Here is a 15,034-nt window from a genome sequence, read left to right as displayed (position 1 = left end):
AAAACACCCCCCGAACGCTCTTGACACGGCCCCGCTCCTACAGGGATGACCTGCGACATGACCAGGCGACCTGAGGCGCGACCTGACGTCGCGACATGACCAGCCGGCGCGGGCCCGCCCACCCAGCGCAGGGCCGCGCCCGCGACGCGTGCCGGGTCAGCCCGGGGAGGGTCCTGTCGCCACCGGTCGCGAGGGGTCGCACACCCACTCGCTCCACGACCCGGGGTAGAGCGTGGCGTCGATGCCGAGCTCGGCGAGCGCGAGCACCTCGTGCGCAGCCGTGACCCCGGAGCCGCAGTAGACCGCGACGGGCTGGCCCTCCCGGCCGTCGCCCACCTGCGCCCAGTGCTCGGCGAGGTCGGGCCGGAAGGTTCCGTCAGCCGCGAGCCATGCGCTCGTCGGAGCGTTGACAGCTCCGGGGATGTGTCCGGCGACCGGGTCGATCGGCTCGACCTGCCCGGTGTAGCGCTCATGAGCCCGGGCGTCCAGGAGCAGGCCGGTCCGAGCCCAGTCCGCGGCCGCGTCGGCGTCGATCGTCGGCATCGACCCCGGCCGGGCAACGACCGTGCCGGCCCGCTCGTCCGGAGTGCCGGTGCTCACCGGGAGCCTGGCCTCCACCCATGCGCCGAACCCGCCGTCGAGGACTCGGACGTCGTCGAGACCGACCCAGCGCAGCACCCACCAGGCCCGCCCAGCGGCATACGACTCGCGCGCGTCGTAGACGATGACCCGGCTGCGGTCACTGACGCCGCAGCGTCGCAAGGCGGCTTCGACGACGGCCGGCTCGGGCAGCGGGTGACGCCCCCCGGGGCCCGGCGGCGCAGCCAGCGTCGACTCGAGGTCGACGAAGAAGGCACCGGGCACGTGGCCCGCCGCGTACTCGTCGATCCCGGGGTTGCGGGCCCCGCCGGTGGTCAGGGTCCAGCGGACGTCGATGACGACGAGGTCCTCGATCTCGTGGGCGAGCTGCGCGGCGCTGATCAGATGGGTCACCCGCCCATCGTGTCATCGGGCCGGTCGTTACGAGACGCTGGCCGTCGAAGCCTTCCCAAAGCACGGACACAGGACCAAGGTGGTGTGGGCGTCGCCAGGCGCCAGCCCCAACCCACCCGAAGAGGCAACGATGAAGAGACTGACCGGCATCGTCGCTGCTGTGAGTTTGATCGTCAGCGGGCTCGCCATCGCCCCCGCTGCGCACGCGGCACCGGCTACCTTCGACCGTCATCGGCCACCCACCGAGTACCAACCACCCCCCATCGCGTGGGGCCCCTGCACCAACCCGACCCTGGTGAGCTTCGGTGCCGAGTGCGGCATGCTCACGGTGCCGCTCGACTACGCCAGGCCGAGTGGCGAGAAGATCCAGCTCGCCGTGTCGCGGATGAGACACACGACACCCGACTCGCAATACCAGGGGGTCACCCTGGTCAACCCTGGCGGGCCGGGTGGCTCCGGCCAGATCTACTCGGTCCTGCAGCAGTTCATCCCCAGCGGCGCCGGGCTGTCGTATGACTGGATCGGCTTCGACCCGCGCGGCGTGGGTGCGAGCGTGCCGTCACTGACCTGTGACGGCAACTACTTCGGCTACAACCGCCCGTACTACGTACCGATCACCCGGCAGCTGCAGGCGACGTGGCTGACGAAGACCGCGAACTACGCGCGGGCCTGTGATGCTGCCGGGGGACGGCTGCTCGACCACATGAAGACCACTGACTGGGTCGCTGACATGGAGAGCCTCCGGATTGCCTTGGGCCAGAAGCAGATCAACTACTACGGCTTCTCCTACGGGACGTACCTCGGTCAGGTGTACGCCACCCTGCACCCCGACCGGGTGCGGCGGTTCGTCCTCGACAGCAACGTCGACCCGCGCCGGGTCTGGTACCAGGCCGACCTCGACCAGGACGTTGCCTTCGACAAGAACATGGGCATCTACTTCGACTGGGTCGCCAAGCACGACAGCGTCTACCACCTCGGCAACGACGGTGCAGCGGTCGAGCGGACGTACTACCGCATTCTGCGCCAACTGCGATCCCGGCCGCGGGCCGGTGGGCTGGTCGGGCCGGACGAGTGGACGGACGCCTTCCTTGGCGCCGGCTACTACGTCTTCGGTTGGGAGGACATCGCGCGGGCGTTCGACGCGGCAGTCAACAAGGGTGACTTCGCCGGGATCAAGGACCTCTATGACGCCTCGAACGGACAGGGTCCGGGGGCGGACAACACCTATGCCGTGTACCTGGCGGTGGAGTGCACCGACGTCCGGTGGCCCCGGCCGTGGTGGGTGTGGCAGCGGGACAACTGGAGGACCTACGTGAAGGCCCCGTTCGAGACGTGGGCCAATGCCTGGTACAACGCTCCGTGCCGGAGCTGGTCCGGCGGGACGGGCACCCCCGTGCAGGTCGACGGCACGAAAGTGCCCCCCGTGCTGCTGATCGACGAGACGAATGATGCGGCGACGCCATATACCGGCAGCCTCGAGGTGCGCAAGCTCTTCCCGAAGTCAATCCTCGTCGAGGGGGTCGGTGGCACCACCCATGCGGGCTCGCTCTCGGGGGTCGCCTGTGTCGATGACACGATCGCGGTCTACTTTGCGACCGGTGACCTGCCCACCAGGAAACCCGGGAACCGTTCGGACCTGCAGTGCGATCCGGTGCCCCAGCCCAGCCCGTCGGCGGCGTCGCTGCGTTCGCCCGCACCCTCGGGCGAGCTCTCTCCCGAGCTGAGGGCACTGCGCCTCCAGCTGCTGTCGCCGGTGCACTGAGCTCGTCCGGCCGGCGCCGGCCGGTCCTAGGTCCGCACGGCTTGCACACTGGCCGAGAACGGCTGGCTCAGACAGATGTTCACGCATTTCGTCCTCGTCCACGGGTCGCGCCTGTCGAGCGCCCAGTGGTCCCCGCAGCTGCCGCTGCTGGCCGGGCACGTGACGGTGGGGCTGGTCGACCTGCCCGGCCACGGCGCCCGCGCCGCCGAGACGTTCACCCTCGACCGGTGCGTCGAGGTCATCGACGAGGTGGTCGGTGCCGCACCCGTAGGCGCATCGGTCGTCCTGGTCGGCCACTCGCTCGGCGGCTACGCCGCGATGACGTATGCCGCTGCGCGGGGCTCGCGCCTCGCCGGCTTGGTCCTCGCGGGGTGCAGCACCACCCCGCGCGGGCCGGGCGCTGCGATCTACCGCGGGGTCGGGTGGCTCACCGACCGGCTCGGCCCGGACCGGATGACGCGGCTCAACGACCGGGTGCTGCACCGGCTCTACCCGGCGGATCGGGTCGACCCGGTCATCGCCGGGGGCTACTACTTCGCGCCGACGGCCGGCGCCTGGGCCGAGGTGATGGCGCGGTGCCGACCGTCGATGCTCGCCGGGCTGGCCTGCCCGGTGCTCATCCTCAACGGTCAGTACGACCAGTTCCGCCTCGGGGCAAGGCCGTTCGTCCGCAGGCTGCGAGAGGGCGGCCTTCGGGATGTGCGGGTCGAGGTCGTCCCGAGGGCGGCTCACCTGTCGAACCTCGATGCGCCCGAGGCCTTCGCCGCCGCCCTGCTGCGCTTCGCCGATTCGGTCGACGCGCCATGATTTGGGAGAATCGAGCGCTGTGACCGATGTGCTGACTTCGCCCGCCCGCCCGGCCTCGGTCCTGCCACCCCTGCGGATCGGTCGGCACGTCATCGAGTCGCCGGTCGTCCTCGCGCCGATGGCCGGGATCACGAACCGGGCGTTCCGGCGCCTGTGCCGCGAATACGGCCGGGAGGGCACCGCACTCGGTGGCGCCTCGGGTGCGACGAGCCTCTACGTCAGCGAGATGATCACGACCCGGGCCCTCGTCGAGCGGAACCCCGAGACGATGCGCCTGATCGAGCACGACCCCGACGAGTCCCCACGCTCGGTCCAGCTCTACAGCGTCGACCCGGCCACGGCGCGCGCTGCGGCGCGGATCATCGCCCAGGAGGACCGGGCCGACCACATCGACCTCAACTTCGGCTGTCCCGTCCCCAAGGTCACCCGCAAGGGCGGCGGCTCGGCCCTGCCGTGGAAGCGTGACCTCTTTCGCGCGATCGTCGGCGCCGTCGTGCAGGAGGCCGCCCGACGCGAGATCCCGGTCACGGTCAAGATGCGCACGGGGATCGACGAGGACCACCTGACCTACCTCGACGCCGGACTCGCCGCCGAGCAGGAGGGCGTCGCGGCGCTCGCCCTGCACGCCCGGACCGCCGCCCAGGCCTACTCGGGCACCGCCGACTGGTCGGCCATCCGGCTGCTCAAGCAGACGGTCACGAGCGTGCCCGTGCTCGGCAACGGTGACATCTGGTCGGCCGAGGACGCGCTGCGGATGGTGGCCGAGACCGGGGTCGACGGGGTCGTCGTCGGCCGCGGGTGTCTCGGCCGGCCGTGGCTGTTCACCGATCTTGCCGCGGCCTTCGTCGGCACTACTGCGCGCGTCACCCCGACGCTCGGCGAGGTCGCCGACACGCTGCGCCAGCACACCGAATACCTCGTCGACTTCTACGGTGACGAACACCGGGCCTGCCGTGACATCCGCAAGCACATCGCGTGGTACCTCAAGGGTTTCCCGGCCGGCTCGACGGTGCGCAGCTCTCTCGCCCTCGTCGACTCGATCGCTGCCCTCGATACGCTCCTCGCCGGGCTCGACCGCGACGCGCCGTGGCCGGGGGAGCCCGCGGAGGGTCAACGCGGGCGCGCCGGGTCGCCTCGCCGGGTGGCCCTGCCGGAGCACTGGCTCGACTCGCGGGAGCTGTCCGAGCAGCACCGGCACACCATCGCCGAGGCCGAGCTGTCGATCTCCGGCGGCTGACGCGCGCGGCAGGGCGTCCGAGCAGCCGACCGCCGGTGGTGTCGGCAGGGACTGACAGGATGCCTCCATGCGACACGGTGGCAGTGCCGAGCGACCGGCGGTCTTCTTCGACGATGCGGCCGAGTTCCGGGCCTGGCTCGAGGCCAACCACGACACCGCCTCCGAGCTGTGGATGGGCCTGCACAAGAAGCACGTCCCCGACCGGGGACTCATCTATCAGGAGGCCGTCCGCGAGGCGCTCTGCTACGGCTGGATCGACTCGCAGGCCCAAGGCATCGACGACGACTCACGTCGGCAGCGCTTCACGCCGCGCAAGCCCGGCAGCAACTGGAGCAACATCAACATCGAGGCGGTCGCACAGCTGACCGCCGAGGGCCGGATGCACCCGGCGGGCCTGGCCGCGTTCGAGCGCAGGCGCGCGGACCGGTCGGGGATCTACTCCTACGAGAACGAGCACCGCACCTGGCCGGACCGCTACGAGACGCTGCTGCGCAACAACCCGACCGCGTCGACCTTCTGGGACGGCGCGACCGCGTCCTACCGCAAGCTCGCAACCAACTGGGTCGTCTCGGCCAAGCAGGAGGTCACTCGCGACAAACGGATGGCCCAGCTCGTCGACGACTGCGCCCACCTGCGGCTCATCCCGTCGCAGCGCTACGGCAAGGAGCCCGGCTGGGTGGCTCGGGTCCGCGACGTGCTCGGCTGAGCGGCATACCCCTAACGCTTGCCGCGCGGCGGGATGATCTCATGGTGCGCCTTGTCGTCCGCCTTGGACTGCTTCGCGGCGCGCTTCTGCTTGATCGACTTGCCCTTCTGCGACATGTGCGACCGGGGGGACTTGTCGGGCATCGGTGCTCCTCGGCTGTCAGGCCCCTGACGTCCTGCCGCCAGTATGCGCTCGCCGGGGGCCGGATGCCGATCAGCCGGGCCCGTCGCCCGGCCGGGCCGTCCCGGTCGCTGCTGTGCTGGGCACCAGATGGCTAGAGTCCGAGCGTGGCCTACGACGCGCGAGACCGTGAGCGATGGGTCGCGGAGGACCCCGCGCAGAAGCGGGCCGACCGCGACGACTTCGCCCGTGACCGCGCCCGGGTGCTCCACTCGGCCGCTCTGCGCCGGCTCGCCGCGAAGACCCAGGTCCTCGCGCCCGGCCACGACGACTTCGTCCGCAACCGCCTGACCCACTCGCTCGAGGTGGCCCAGATCGGGCGTGAGTTCGGCGCCGCCCTCGGCTGCGACGCAGACCTGTCCGATACGGCCTGCCTGGCGCACGACCTCGGCCATCCACCGTTCGGGCACAACGGCGAGGCGGCGCTCGAGGAGATCGCCGCGGACATCGGCGGCTTCGAGGGCAACGCCCAGACGCTGCGCATCCTGACCCGGCTCGAGGCCAAGCGCAGCCACCCCGACGGCCGGCCCGCCGGCCTCAACCTGACCCGTGCAAGCCTCGACGCGGCGACGAAATATCCGTGGGCGCGAGGCGACGCGCCCAGCGGCACAAGGAAGTTCGGCGTCTACACGTCGGACCGCACGGTCTTCGACTGGTTCCGGACCGGTGCCCCGCCCCGCGCCCGATGTCTCGAGGCGCAGGTGATGGACTGGTCGGACGACGTGGCCTACTCGGTCCACGACGTCGAGGACGCGATCGCCTCGGGCTGGGTCGACCCGCGCGTCCTGCGGTCGGGCACCGACATGGCGGCGGTCCTCGACGCGGCGGCGCACACCTACGCTCCCGACCTCACGCCCGAGGCGCTCGGCGGCGCCCTCGAACGACTGCTGGCCTCGGGCGCCATCCCGGGCGCCTACGACGGGTCGCGCCGGGCCCTCGCAGCCCTCAAGGACATGACGAGCCGCCTCATCGGTCGCTTCGTGCGGGTCGCCGAGGACGCGACCCGCGCCCGGTACGACGAGGGCGCGTTGACCCGGTTCGGCGCCGACCTCGTCGTCCCGGACGACGCGCGTGCGGAGTGTGCCGTGCTCAAGGCCGTCGCCTACCACTTCGTCATGACCGCCGACGAGCGGGTCGCGGTGCTGTCCATGCAGCGCCAGGTGATCCACGGGCTGTTCGACGGGTATGCCGCCCAGCCGGAGTCGCGCCTCGACGGTGACCTCCGCGAGGACTTCCGTTCCGCCGGCAGCGACGCCGAGCGGCGCCGGGTTCTCGTCGACCAGGTCGCGGCCCTGACCGACATCCGGGCGTTGGCGCTGCATCGTGAGTGGGCCGGCTGACCGGCACGTCCCCCGGTGACCTGTGCGTCGTCCCGGTCCACGCGCGCCGCGGCGACCTAGACTCACGAGCAGAGAGAGGAGGGGCATGGCCGGCCTGATCAACAGCGACGACATCGCGACCGTCAAGGAGCGCTCCTCGCTCGAGGACGTCGTCCGCGAGCACGTCACGCTGCGCCGGTCCGGGTCGCGCCTGGTCGGCCTGTGCCCGTTCCACGACGAGAAGAGCCCCTCCTTCGGGGTCAACCCGACCAACGGCTTCTACCACTGCTTCGGCTGCGGCGAGGGCGGCGACGTCATCTCCTTCGTCCAGAAGGTCGAGAACCTCTCCTTCACCGAGACGATCGAGCGGCTCGCCGAGCGGCTCGGCGTGCAGCTGCGCTACGAGGGTGGGTCGGGGCGGCCCTCGGGAGAAGCGCCCGGCCGGCGGTCCCGTCTCGTCGAGGCGCACCGGGTGGCCGAGGAGCTCTACACCGACCTGCTCCTGCACCAGCAGGCCGCGCGAGCGGGGCGGGACTTCCTGCGAGCCCGCGACTTCAACAGCGCGCACGTGGGGCAGTTCGGCATCGGCTTCGCCCCGCGCGGCGGTGAGGAGCTCGTCCGTCACCTGCGGGCCAAGGGGTTCACCGACGACGAGCTGGTCATCGGCGGCCTGGCCGGCCGGGGCAGCCGGGGTCTCTACGACCGGTTCCGGGGCCGACTGGTCTGGCCGATCCGCGACATCACCGGCGACACGATCGGCTTCGGGGCCCGGCGGATCTTCGACGACGACCGGATCGAGGCGAAGTACCTCAACACCGCCGAGACCCCGATCTACAAGAAGTCGTCCGTGCTCTACGGGCTCGACCTGGCCCGCAAGAAGATCTCCGCTGAGCGGCGGGCCGTCGTCGTCGAGGGGTACACCGACGTCATGGCCTGCCACCTGGCCGGTGTCGAGACGGCGGTCGCCACGTGTGGCACCGCCTTCGGCGCCGAGCACATCAAGATCCTGCGCCGCCTCATCCGCGACGAGGCGGGCCTCGCGCCGGCCAGGGTCGTGTTCACCTTCGACGGCGACGCGGCCGGCCGGAAGGCGGCGATGCGCGCCTTCGCCGACGACCAGAAGTGGGCGTCCCAGTCCTTCGTCGCCGTCGAGAAGTCCGGCAAGGACCCGTGCGAGCTGCGCCAGTTCGAAGGTGACCCGGCCGTCGCCGCCCTCATCGAGGACGCCGTGCCGATGTTCGAGTTCGCGGTCCGCACGACGATCGACCGCTTCGACCTGACGACCGCGGAGGGGCGGGTGCAGGCCCTGCGCGCGGCCGCCCCGATCGTCGCCTCGATCCGCGACCGGTCCCTGCGGCCCGAGTACACCCGCGAGGTCGCCGGGATGCTCGGCGTCGAGGTCGAACAGGTCGCCACGGAGGTGGGCCGGACGGGAAGGGTCACCGTCCGCGACGACCGGGCCCAGCGGCATACCCCCTCGTCGGAGGACGTCGCCGAACCGGCGCCGGGGGAGACGCACCTTGCCATGCCCGATCCACGCGACCCGGTCGTCGCCGCAGAGCGGCAGCTGCTGCAGGTGGTCCTGCAGTTCCCGACCGTCCTGCGCGCCGACGCGATCGACCTGCTGACCCCGGAATCGTTCTCGGCGCCGGCGCACCGGGCCGTGCTGGAGGGTGTCCATGCCGCGCATGCCGTCGACGGGTCCCCGTCGGGTCGGGCGTGGACCTCAGCGGTCACCGAGGCGGCCCCGACGGTCGTCGCGGGCCTGATCAGCGAGCTGGCGGTCGCCACGCTGCCCACTCGGATGGACCCGCTGACCGGGCTGCCGACGTCACGCTACGTCGCGGAGCTGTTCGCCCGCGTGCGAACCATCGGCCTGACGGGCCGGATCGGTGACGCGATGAGCGAGCTGAGACGCCTCGAGCACGCCGAGACCCCCGACCACGACCGCTCCCGGCGGCTCGGCGTGCAGCTGCAGGAGCTGCAGCGGGAGCTCGCCGGGATCAAGGAGGGGATGAGCTGATGCCGCTGTTCCGTCGCCGTGGTGACAGCCCGGCCAGGGCCCTGCGGGACGTCGTGCCGCTCGGTCATGGTGAGCAGCTGCTCGCGTGGGCCCAGGAGGACCAGAGCCGTGGCCATGTGGTCGTGACGACCCACCACCTCGTGTTCGTCGACGCGGCATGGCACCTGGCGTGGCGCCGCGGGTGGCACGAGGTCGACAGTGCCACGTGGCACCCCGACTCCGACCGGCTCACCGTGACCTGGGTCGACGGCACGGATCCCGCGCGGTGGGTCGTCCACGAGTCGGCCCTGCTCAAACAGGCGCTGCGCGAGCGAGTGCAGGCCAGCGTCGTGCTCGCCGACGAGTTCCGCACCGAGGACCGGCGCAGGATCCGCGTCGTCATCCGACAGGACCTGGCGACCGGTCGGATGCTCGAGCAGATCATCGCCGGGCCGGGGGTGGACCTGCGCCACGGGGACGTGCGCGCCGAGGCGGAGAAGCGGCTGCGGGTGCTGCGTTCGGAGATCGGGTTCTGACCGAGCCGGCCGGCGACGGGCCACCGCGGCAGCCCCTGGGCTCCGCGTCCCCCGGTCGTACGCTGGAAGCATGGCTGCACTGCTGAACGGCATCACGTACGCGTTGTTCGCCGGGGGAGTGACGTCCGAGGATCCGGGCAAGTGGCCGTGGGTCATCGTCCTCGTCGTCGTCTCGGCGGTGGTCTGTGGGGTCGGCTTCTGGATGGGTCGTAGCACGATGAACCGGATCTTCCACCGCTGACGCAGCACCCGACTGGGTAGGCCGGGTCAGCGGTTTGCTGCCCGCGCCGAGTCCTTTGCTATGGTTGCCCGGCAGCAGTCCCCTGTAGCTCAACTGGCAGAGCAGCCGGCTGTTAACCGGCAGGTTGTTGGTTCGAGTCCAACCGGGGGAGCCCAGCACGACACCGACCACGGGCAAACCTTGACGGTTACAACCATCGAGGTTTGCTCGTGGTCGGTGTGTTGCGTCGAACAGCCCCCGGTCGGTCGGTGGGCTTCGGATGGGCCGGGTCCGTCAGCGGGTCGGCGCCTCGGTGTCGTCCGGCGCTGTCGTCTCGGCGACGGCGAGGGTGTCCTCGCCGGCCCCGACCCCGGCGATCGTCGTCCGACCGCGGGACCGTAGACGCCGCTCGACGAAGGCCGCCAACCGGGTCAGGGCGTAGTTGATGACGATGAAGATGATCGCGATGACGATCATCGACGGCACGATGTTGCCCTTGTACGACCCGATCTGGGAGTACGTCGTCAGCAGCTCCGGATAGGTGATGATCTGTCCGAGGGCGGTGTCCTTGAGGATGACGACGAGCTGGCTGACCAGGGCCGGCAGCATCGCCGTGACCGCCTGGGGCAGCTGGATGGCCCGCAGCGTCTGCCCTCGGGTCAGGCCGATCGACAGGCCCGCCTCGGCTTGGCCCTTCGGCAGGCTGCCGACGCCGGAGCGGATGAGCTCGGCCACGACCGACCCGTTGTAGAGGGTCAGGCCGGTCACGACGGCGAAGAAGGGGTTGAGCTCGCTGGTGAAGACGTTGTTGAAGGCATAGAGCGAGAACGCCGCGATCATCATGACGAGGACCGGGACGGAGCGGAAGAACTCGACGACGACGGTCGAGACCCAGCGGATGGCGCCGTTCTGCGAGAGCCGGCCCATCCCGAAGACGAGCCCGAAGATCCCGGCCAGCACGATCGAGAGCGCGGCCGCCTCGAGGGTCTTGATCAGCCCGGGGATCAGGTAGTAGACCCAGATCTCGCTGGTGAGGAACGGGGTCCACATGTCCGCGGCGAGGTTGCCCTTCTCGCCGAGCTTCCACAACATGAAGGCGAGGAAGGCGAGGATGACGACGCCGCCGACAAGGGTGAGCGTGCGATGCCGGGCACGGGCCCTGGGACCCGGTGCGTCGAACAGGACCGAGGTGCTCATCGCTTCACCGCCAGCCGGTTGGACAGGTAGGTCGTCAGCAGGCCGACCGGCAGGGTGAGGATGACGAAGCCGATCGCGACGATCAGGAAGATCGGCAGGATGAGGTTGTTGTTGAACTCCTGCATCTGCTTCATCAGGCCGGCGATCTCGGCCACGCCGATGGCGGTGGCGACGGTCGTGTTCTTGATCAGTGCGATGAGCGTGTTGCCCAGCGGCGTGATCGCGCCGCGGAAGGCCTGGGGCAGGATCACCTCGCGCAGGCTCTGCCCGAAGGTCAGGCCGATCGACCGGGCCGCCTCGGCCTGCCCGACCGGCACGGTGTTGACTCCGCTGCGCAGGGACTCGCAGACGAAGGCCGCGTGGTAGACCGAGAGGGCGATGATGGCCCAGATGATGTTGTCGCGCGCGATGTCCTCGCTGAAGCTGAACCCGAGGTTGACGATCATGACGATGTTCGCGGCGATCATGATGAGCGTCAGCGGGGTGTTGCGCACGATGTCGACGTAGAACGTGCCGGCGCGCTGGAACACCCCGACAGGCGAGACCCGCAGGATGGCGACGATCGTGCCGATGACGAGCGCGCCGATCGCGCCGAAGATCGCCAGCACGATCGTCAGGCCGAACGCCGCGAAGATGGGGTACTGCGCGAACAGCTGACCCATGGGCGGTCCTCCTCAGGTGCGGGGTGTGGGCTGGCTCGAGCCTCGGCCGGAGCGGACGGTATGCCGCTCAGCTCACCGAGCGGAGCGGCATACCGTCACGGCGTGGCTCGATCAGAGCTGGCAGGTCGGGGTCGGCGGGTTGCCCGGGCCCGGCGTGTAGTTGGCCGGGCCGAGGTTCTTCTTGACCGACTTCTCCCATTCGCCGGAGTCGATGAACTTCTTCAGGGCCGCTGTCACCTTGTCGCAGAACGCCTGGTCGCCCTTCTTCAGGCCGACGCCGTAGTTCTCGGTGGAGAACGTGTTGCCGACGAGCTTGAGCTTGCCCTGGTTCTGCTGCTGGGCCGCGTAGCCGGCGAGGATCGTGTCGTCGGTGGTGAGGGCGTCGACGTTGCCGGCCTTGAGCGCGGCGACGCACAGGCTGTAGGTGTTGTACTCCTGCAGGTTGACGCCGGGCACCTTCTTCTGCAGGTTGACCGCCGAGGTCGAGCCCTTGACCGAGCAGAGCTTCTTGTCCTTGAGGCTGTCGGGGCCCGTGATCGACGTGTCGTCGGCGCGCACCAGCAGGTCTTGGCCGGCGATGAAGTAGGGACCGGCGAAGGAGACCTTCTCCTTGCGGGTGTCGGTGATCGAGTAGGTGCCGACGATGTACTTGACCTGTCCCGAGGCGATGAGCGACTCGCGCTGCGACGAGACGGCCTCGACGAAGTCCGGCGTCACCTTGAGCTCCTTGGCGACGAAGTTGGCGACGTCGACGTCGAAGCCGGAGTAGGTCGAGCCCTCCTTGAGGCCGAGGCCCGGCTGGTCGAACTTGATGCCGACCTTGACCGACTCGCCCCCTCCGCCACCGGTGCTGCCGGCGCCGCCACCGCCGCCTCCACCACCACAGGCAGCGAGGCCGAGGGCAGCAGCCGAGGCGATGGTCGCGACGGCAATGCGGGTGAGCTTCATGTGGGTTGTTCCCTCCTGGTTGGGAGCCGGCCGGTGGTCACCGTGGCGCCGACAGTGTGGTCCGTGTGGTCAGTGGCTCAGGATCTTGCTGAGGAAGTCCTTGGCCCGGTTGGACTGGGCGTTGGTGAAGAACTCCTCCGGCGTGTTCTGCTCGACGATCTCACCGTCGGCCATGAAGACGACGCGGTCGGCGGCCCGTCGGGCGAAGCCCATCTCGTGGGTCACCACGATCATCGTCATGCCCGACTTGGCCAGGCCCGTCATGACGTCGAGGACCTCGTTGATCATCTCGGGGTCGAGAGCGGAGGTCGGCTCGTCGAAGAGCATGACCTTCGGGTCCATGGCGAGCGACCGGGCGATGGCGACGCGCTGTTGCTGGCCACCGGAGAGCTGGGCGGGGTACTTGTCCTTCTGCTGGCCGACGCCGACGCGGTCGAGCAGTTCGAGGGCGTGCTTCTCGGCGGCGGCCTTGCCCACCCCCCGCACCTTGATCGGGCCGAGCGTGACGTTCTGCAGGATCGTCTTGTGGGCGAACAGGTTGAAGGACTGGAAGACCATCCCGACGTCAGCGCGCAGTTGAGCCAGGGCCTTGCCCTCCTCGGGCAGGGGCTGGCCGTCGATGAGGATCTTGCCGGACTCGAAGGTCTCGAGGCGGTTGATCGTGCGGCACAGGGTCGACTTGCCGGAGCCCGACGGGCCGAGCACGACGACGACGTCGCCCTTGCCGACGGTCAGGTCGATGTCCTTGAGAACGTGCAGGTCGCCGAAGTGTTTGTTGACCTGGTCGACGACCACAATCGGCTGGCGTCCGCTGGCAGCGGCATCCGGCGAAGAGGCAGGCGTCATGGCCGGAGTGGAATCGTCCATTGGCGCAACCTATCGGGTACCTGCCCCATCGGGCGAGAGCCACCCCGGGCTGTGCCCAAATCGTGAGGTCAGCCCTCGGTGCTTGCCGCGGTGGTCGGCTCGCGACTGGCCGTGCTCTCGGTGGTGCGTGTGGGTGCCTCGGCTGACGTGCTGCTCGATGACGAGCCGGCCGTGTCGCTGGTTGGGCTCTTGCTGGCTGGGCTCGTGCTGACTGAGTCGTCGGTGGGCTGGGTTGACGTGTCGCTCGATCGCGCCGGCGTACCCGAGCCGGTCTTGGTCTGCTCGGAGGTGCTCGACTGGTCCGGCGTCGAGCTGCTGGTAGCCGGCTCCTTGGTGTCCGTCCCCTTCGTTGTGCTCGACGGGGCCTGGGTCGTCGTGCTGCTCGTGGTGGATGGTGCCTCGGTGGTGCTTGAGGTCGTCGGGCCCTGAGACTCGCTCCCAGTGGTCGTCTGCGTGCCGGTGGTGGTCGTCTCCCCGGTCGTCTTGGGGGGTTGAGTCGTCGTGGTGGGTGGCGTGCTCGTCGTCGTGCCGCCTGTGTTCGTCTCACCGGTCGTCGTCGTGGGGGGCTTGCTCGTCGTGGTCGACGGTGCGGTGGTTGTCTGGCTCGTCGGCGGCTTGCTCGTCGCGGGTGTCGTGCTCGGCTTGGTCGTCGTTCTCGGCGCCGACGGCTTGGACGAGCTGGGCCGGGTCACCGACGTGACCGGCACGTCGCCGTCCTCGACCGTGTGCGATGCCCTGCCGGGAGCGCTGCTCTCGACGTGCGGCGCGGCGTGGTAGGGGACCTGAGCGCTCGAGCTGCCCGGCAGACCGAGGTAGGGGGCCGGGTCGACGTAGTTGCCGCGCACGATCACGTCGAAGTGCAGGTGGCACCCGGTGGACCAGCCTGTCGTGCCGACGAGGCCGAGGATCTGGCCGCGCTTGACGACGTCGCCCTGCCGGACCAGGAATCGCGACATGTGCGCGTAGCCGGTCTCCAGGCTCGTGCTGTGCCGCAGGATGACGCGGCGTCCCCACGATGCGGAGATGGCGGCATACACGACCTGCCCGTCGGCGGCGGCGCGGATCGGCGTGCCGCAGGCGGCCATCAGGTCGAGGCCGGTGTGGAACATCTCCCGGCCGAGGACCGGGTGGATGCGCGGCCCGAAGCCGCTCGCCACCGGCGCGTGCAGCGGCCAGCTGAGCCCCGCCCGGCTGGGGCTGGACGAGTAGGCGCTTGCCGCCTGGGTGGCGAGGTCGAGCGACGGGAAGCGGAACAGGTCCGCACCAGCGGCGATCTCCTGCAGCGCGCTCGTGGTCCCGGCGAACGTCCGGGCCGCGGATGGGCCCACCACGGCCGGGCCGCCACCCACGGGGGCCGAGGTGCCGTCAGCCGGCACCGTCAGATGAGCCGGCGTCGATGCCGGGTGCGGAGCGTCGGCCGCGAGGACCACCGACGCACGCGGCGAGCGCGCACTGCCCACGAGGGCCAGCACCATGCCGAGCACGACGAGAAGGCCGAGCAGGGATGCACGGCGACGCCGCACGTGGATGGTGACCACGCGCGGCTCATGCTCGGCTGACATCCTGCTCTGCATCGGCGAAGCCACACCCCTGCGGTC

The 15,034-nt window shown here is 70.2% G+C and carries 15 protein-coding genes and 1 tRNA gene; 9 read left to right on the top strand and 7 right to left on the bottom strand.

The genetic code is table 11. The features are described 5' to 3' along the window. Positions 1 to 156: 156 nt before the first annotated feature. Positions 157 to 993 carry a sulfurtransferase gene (locus tag L0H79_RS14365; RefSeq protein WP_301485315.1) on the bottom strand — a complete coding sequence of 279 codons (837 nt, stop codon included), beginning with the start codon at positions 991 to 993 and terminating at the stop codon, positions 157 to 159. Between the two features lie 130 nt (positions 994 to 1,123). Between L0H79_RS14365 and L0H79_RS14360 the strand changes: the two genes are divergently transcribed. The 4 genes from L0H79_RS14360 (at position 1,124) to L0H79_RS14345 (ending at position 5,505) form a co-directional block, all read left to right on the top strand. Beyond that, positions 1,124 to 2,755, top strand: coding sequence for an alpha/beta fold hydrolase (locus L0H79_RS14360; RefSeq protein ID WP_301485314.1), 1,632 nt, complete (start codon positions 1,124 to 1,126; stop codon positions 2,753 to 2,755). A 75-nt stretch (positions 2,756 to 2,830) separates the two neighbouring features. Beyond that, complete coding sequence (locus tag L0H79_RS14355; protein ID WP_301485313.1) at positions 2,831 to 3,562, top strand: alpha/beta fold hydrolase; 732 nt, start codon at positions 2,831 to 2,833, stop codon at positions 3,560 to 3,562. A 19-nt stretch (positions 3,563 to 3,581) separates the two neighbouring features. Further along, positions 3,582 to 4,799 carry a tRNA dihydrouridine synthase DusB gene (gene dusB, locus L0H79_RS14350; RefSeq protein ID WP_301485312.1) on the top strand — a complete coding sequence of 406 codons (1,218 nt, stop codon included), beginning with the start codon at positions 3,582 to 3,584 and terminating at the stop codon, positions 4,797 to 4,799. A 67-nt stretch (positions 4,800 to 4,866) separates the two neighbouring features. After that, the gene (locus tag L0H79_RS14345; RefSeq protein WP_301485311.1) at positions 4,867 to 5,505 is read left to right on the top strand and encodes a YdeI family protein; all 639 of its coding nucleotides are present in this window, start codon (positions 4,867 to 4,869) and stop codon (positions 5,503 to 5,505) included. A gap of 11 nt (positions 5,506 to 5,516) precedes the next feature. On the opposite strand, the gene L0H79_RS14340 is transcribed toward L0H79_RS14345, so the two are convergent. Then, positions 5,517 to 5,648 (bottom strand): hypothetical protein, encoded by a 132-nt coding sequence (locus L0H79_RS14340; RefSeq protein WP_301485309.1) that lies wholly within the window; start codon positions 5,646 to 5,648, stop codon positions 5,517 to 5,519. A gap of 144 nt (positions 5,649 to 5,792) precedes the next feature. Here L0H79_RS14340 and L0H79_RS14335 point away from each other — a divergent pair, with 144 nt between their 5' ends. From L0H79_RS14335 to L0H79_RS14315, 5 genes are all read left to right on the top strand, one after another. After that, positions 5,793 to 7,025 (top strand): deoxyguanosinetriphosphate triphosphohydrolase, encoded by a 1,233-nt coding sequence (locus L0H79_RS14335; protein ID WP_301485308.1) that lies wholly within the window; start codon positions 5,793 to 5,795, stop codon positions 7,023 to 7,025. Positions 7,026 to 7,110: 85 nt separating this feature from the next. Next, positions 7,111 to 9,027: a DNA primase gene (gene dnaG / locus L0H79_RS14330; protein WP_301485307.1), complete on the top strand. Its 1,917-nt coding sequence runs from the start codon at positions 7,111 to 7,113 to the stop codon at positions 9,025 to 9,027. Beyond that, positions 9,027 to 9,542 (top strand): hypothetical protein, encoded by a 516-nt coding sequence (locus tag L0H79_RS14325; protein ID WP_301485306.1) that lies wholly within the window; start codon positions 9,027 to 9,029, stop codon positions 9,540 to 9,542. The genes dnaG and L0H79_RS14325 overlap by 1 nt, the downstream gene beginning before the upstream one ends. 70 nt (positions 9,543 to 9,612) lie before the next feature. Beyond that, on the top strand, positions 9,613 to 9,783 hold the full coding sequence (locus tag L0H79_RS14320) for a hypothetical protein (RefSeq protein ID WP_301485304.1): 171 nt from the start codon (positions 9,613 to 9,615) through the stop codon (positions 9,781 to 9,783). Between the two features lie 78 nt (positions 9,784 to 9,861). Next, a tRNA-Asn gene (locus L0H79_RS14315) sits at positions 9,862 to 9,934 on the top strand. A 122-nt stretch (positions 9,935 to 10,056) separates the two neighbouring features. On the opposite strand, the gene L0H79_RS14310 is transcribed toward L0H79_RS14315, so the two are convergent. The 5 genes from L0H79_RS14310 to L0H79_RS14290 form a co-directional block, all read right to left on the bottom strand. Beyond that, positions 10,057 to 10,959, bottom strand: a complete 903-nt coding sequence (locus L0H79_RS14310; protein WP_301485303.1) for an amino acid ABC transporter permease — start codon at positions 10,957 to 10,959, stop codon at positions 10,057 to 10,059. Continuing rightward, the gene (locus L0H79_RS14305) at positions 10,956 to 11,621 is read right to left on the bottom strand and encodes an amino acid ABC transporter permease (RefSeq protein ID WP_301485302.1); all 666 of its coding nucleotides are present in this window, start codon (positions 11,619 to 11,621) and stop codon (positions 10,956 to 10,958) included. Before L0H79_RS14305 ends, L0H79_RS14310 begins: the two co-directional genes overlap by 4 nt. Before the next feature lie 111 nt (positions 11,622 to 11,732). Then, positions 11,733 to 12,569 (bottom strand): glutamate ABC transporter substrate-binding protein, encoded by an 837-nt coding sequence (locus L0H79_RS14300; protein ID WP_301485301.1) that lies wholly within the window; start codon positions 12,567 to 12,569, stop codon positions 11,733 to 11,735. A gap of 69 nt (positions 12,570 to 12,638) precedes the next feature. Continuing rightward, positions 12,639 to 13,367 (bottom strand): amino acid ABC transporter ATP-binding protein, encoded by a 729-nt coding sequence (locus tag L0H79_RS14295; protein ID WP_301485316.1) that lies wholly within the window; start codon positions 13,365 to 13,367, stop codon positions 12,639 to 12,641. A gap of 137 nt (positions 13,368 to 13,504) precedes the next feature. Next, positions 13,505 to 15,034: M23 family metallopeptidase (locus tag L0H79_RS14290; protein WP_301485299.1), on the bottom strand; the 1,530-nt coding region annotated here is incomplete at its 5' end.

This window comes from Intrasporangium sp., from assembly GCF_030452765.1.
GTDB lineage: Bacteria > Actinomycetota > Actinomycetes > Actinomycetales > Dermatophilaceae > Intrasporangium_A.
Note: the sequence above shows the minus strand (reverse complement) of the source record. Positions and strands in the feature narration are given on the sequence as shown.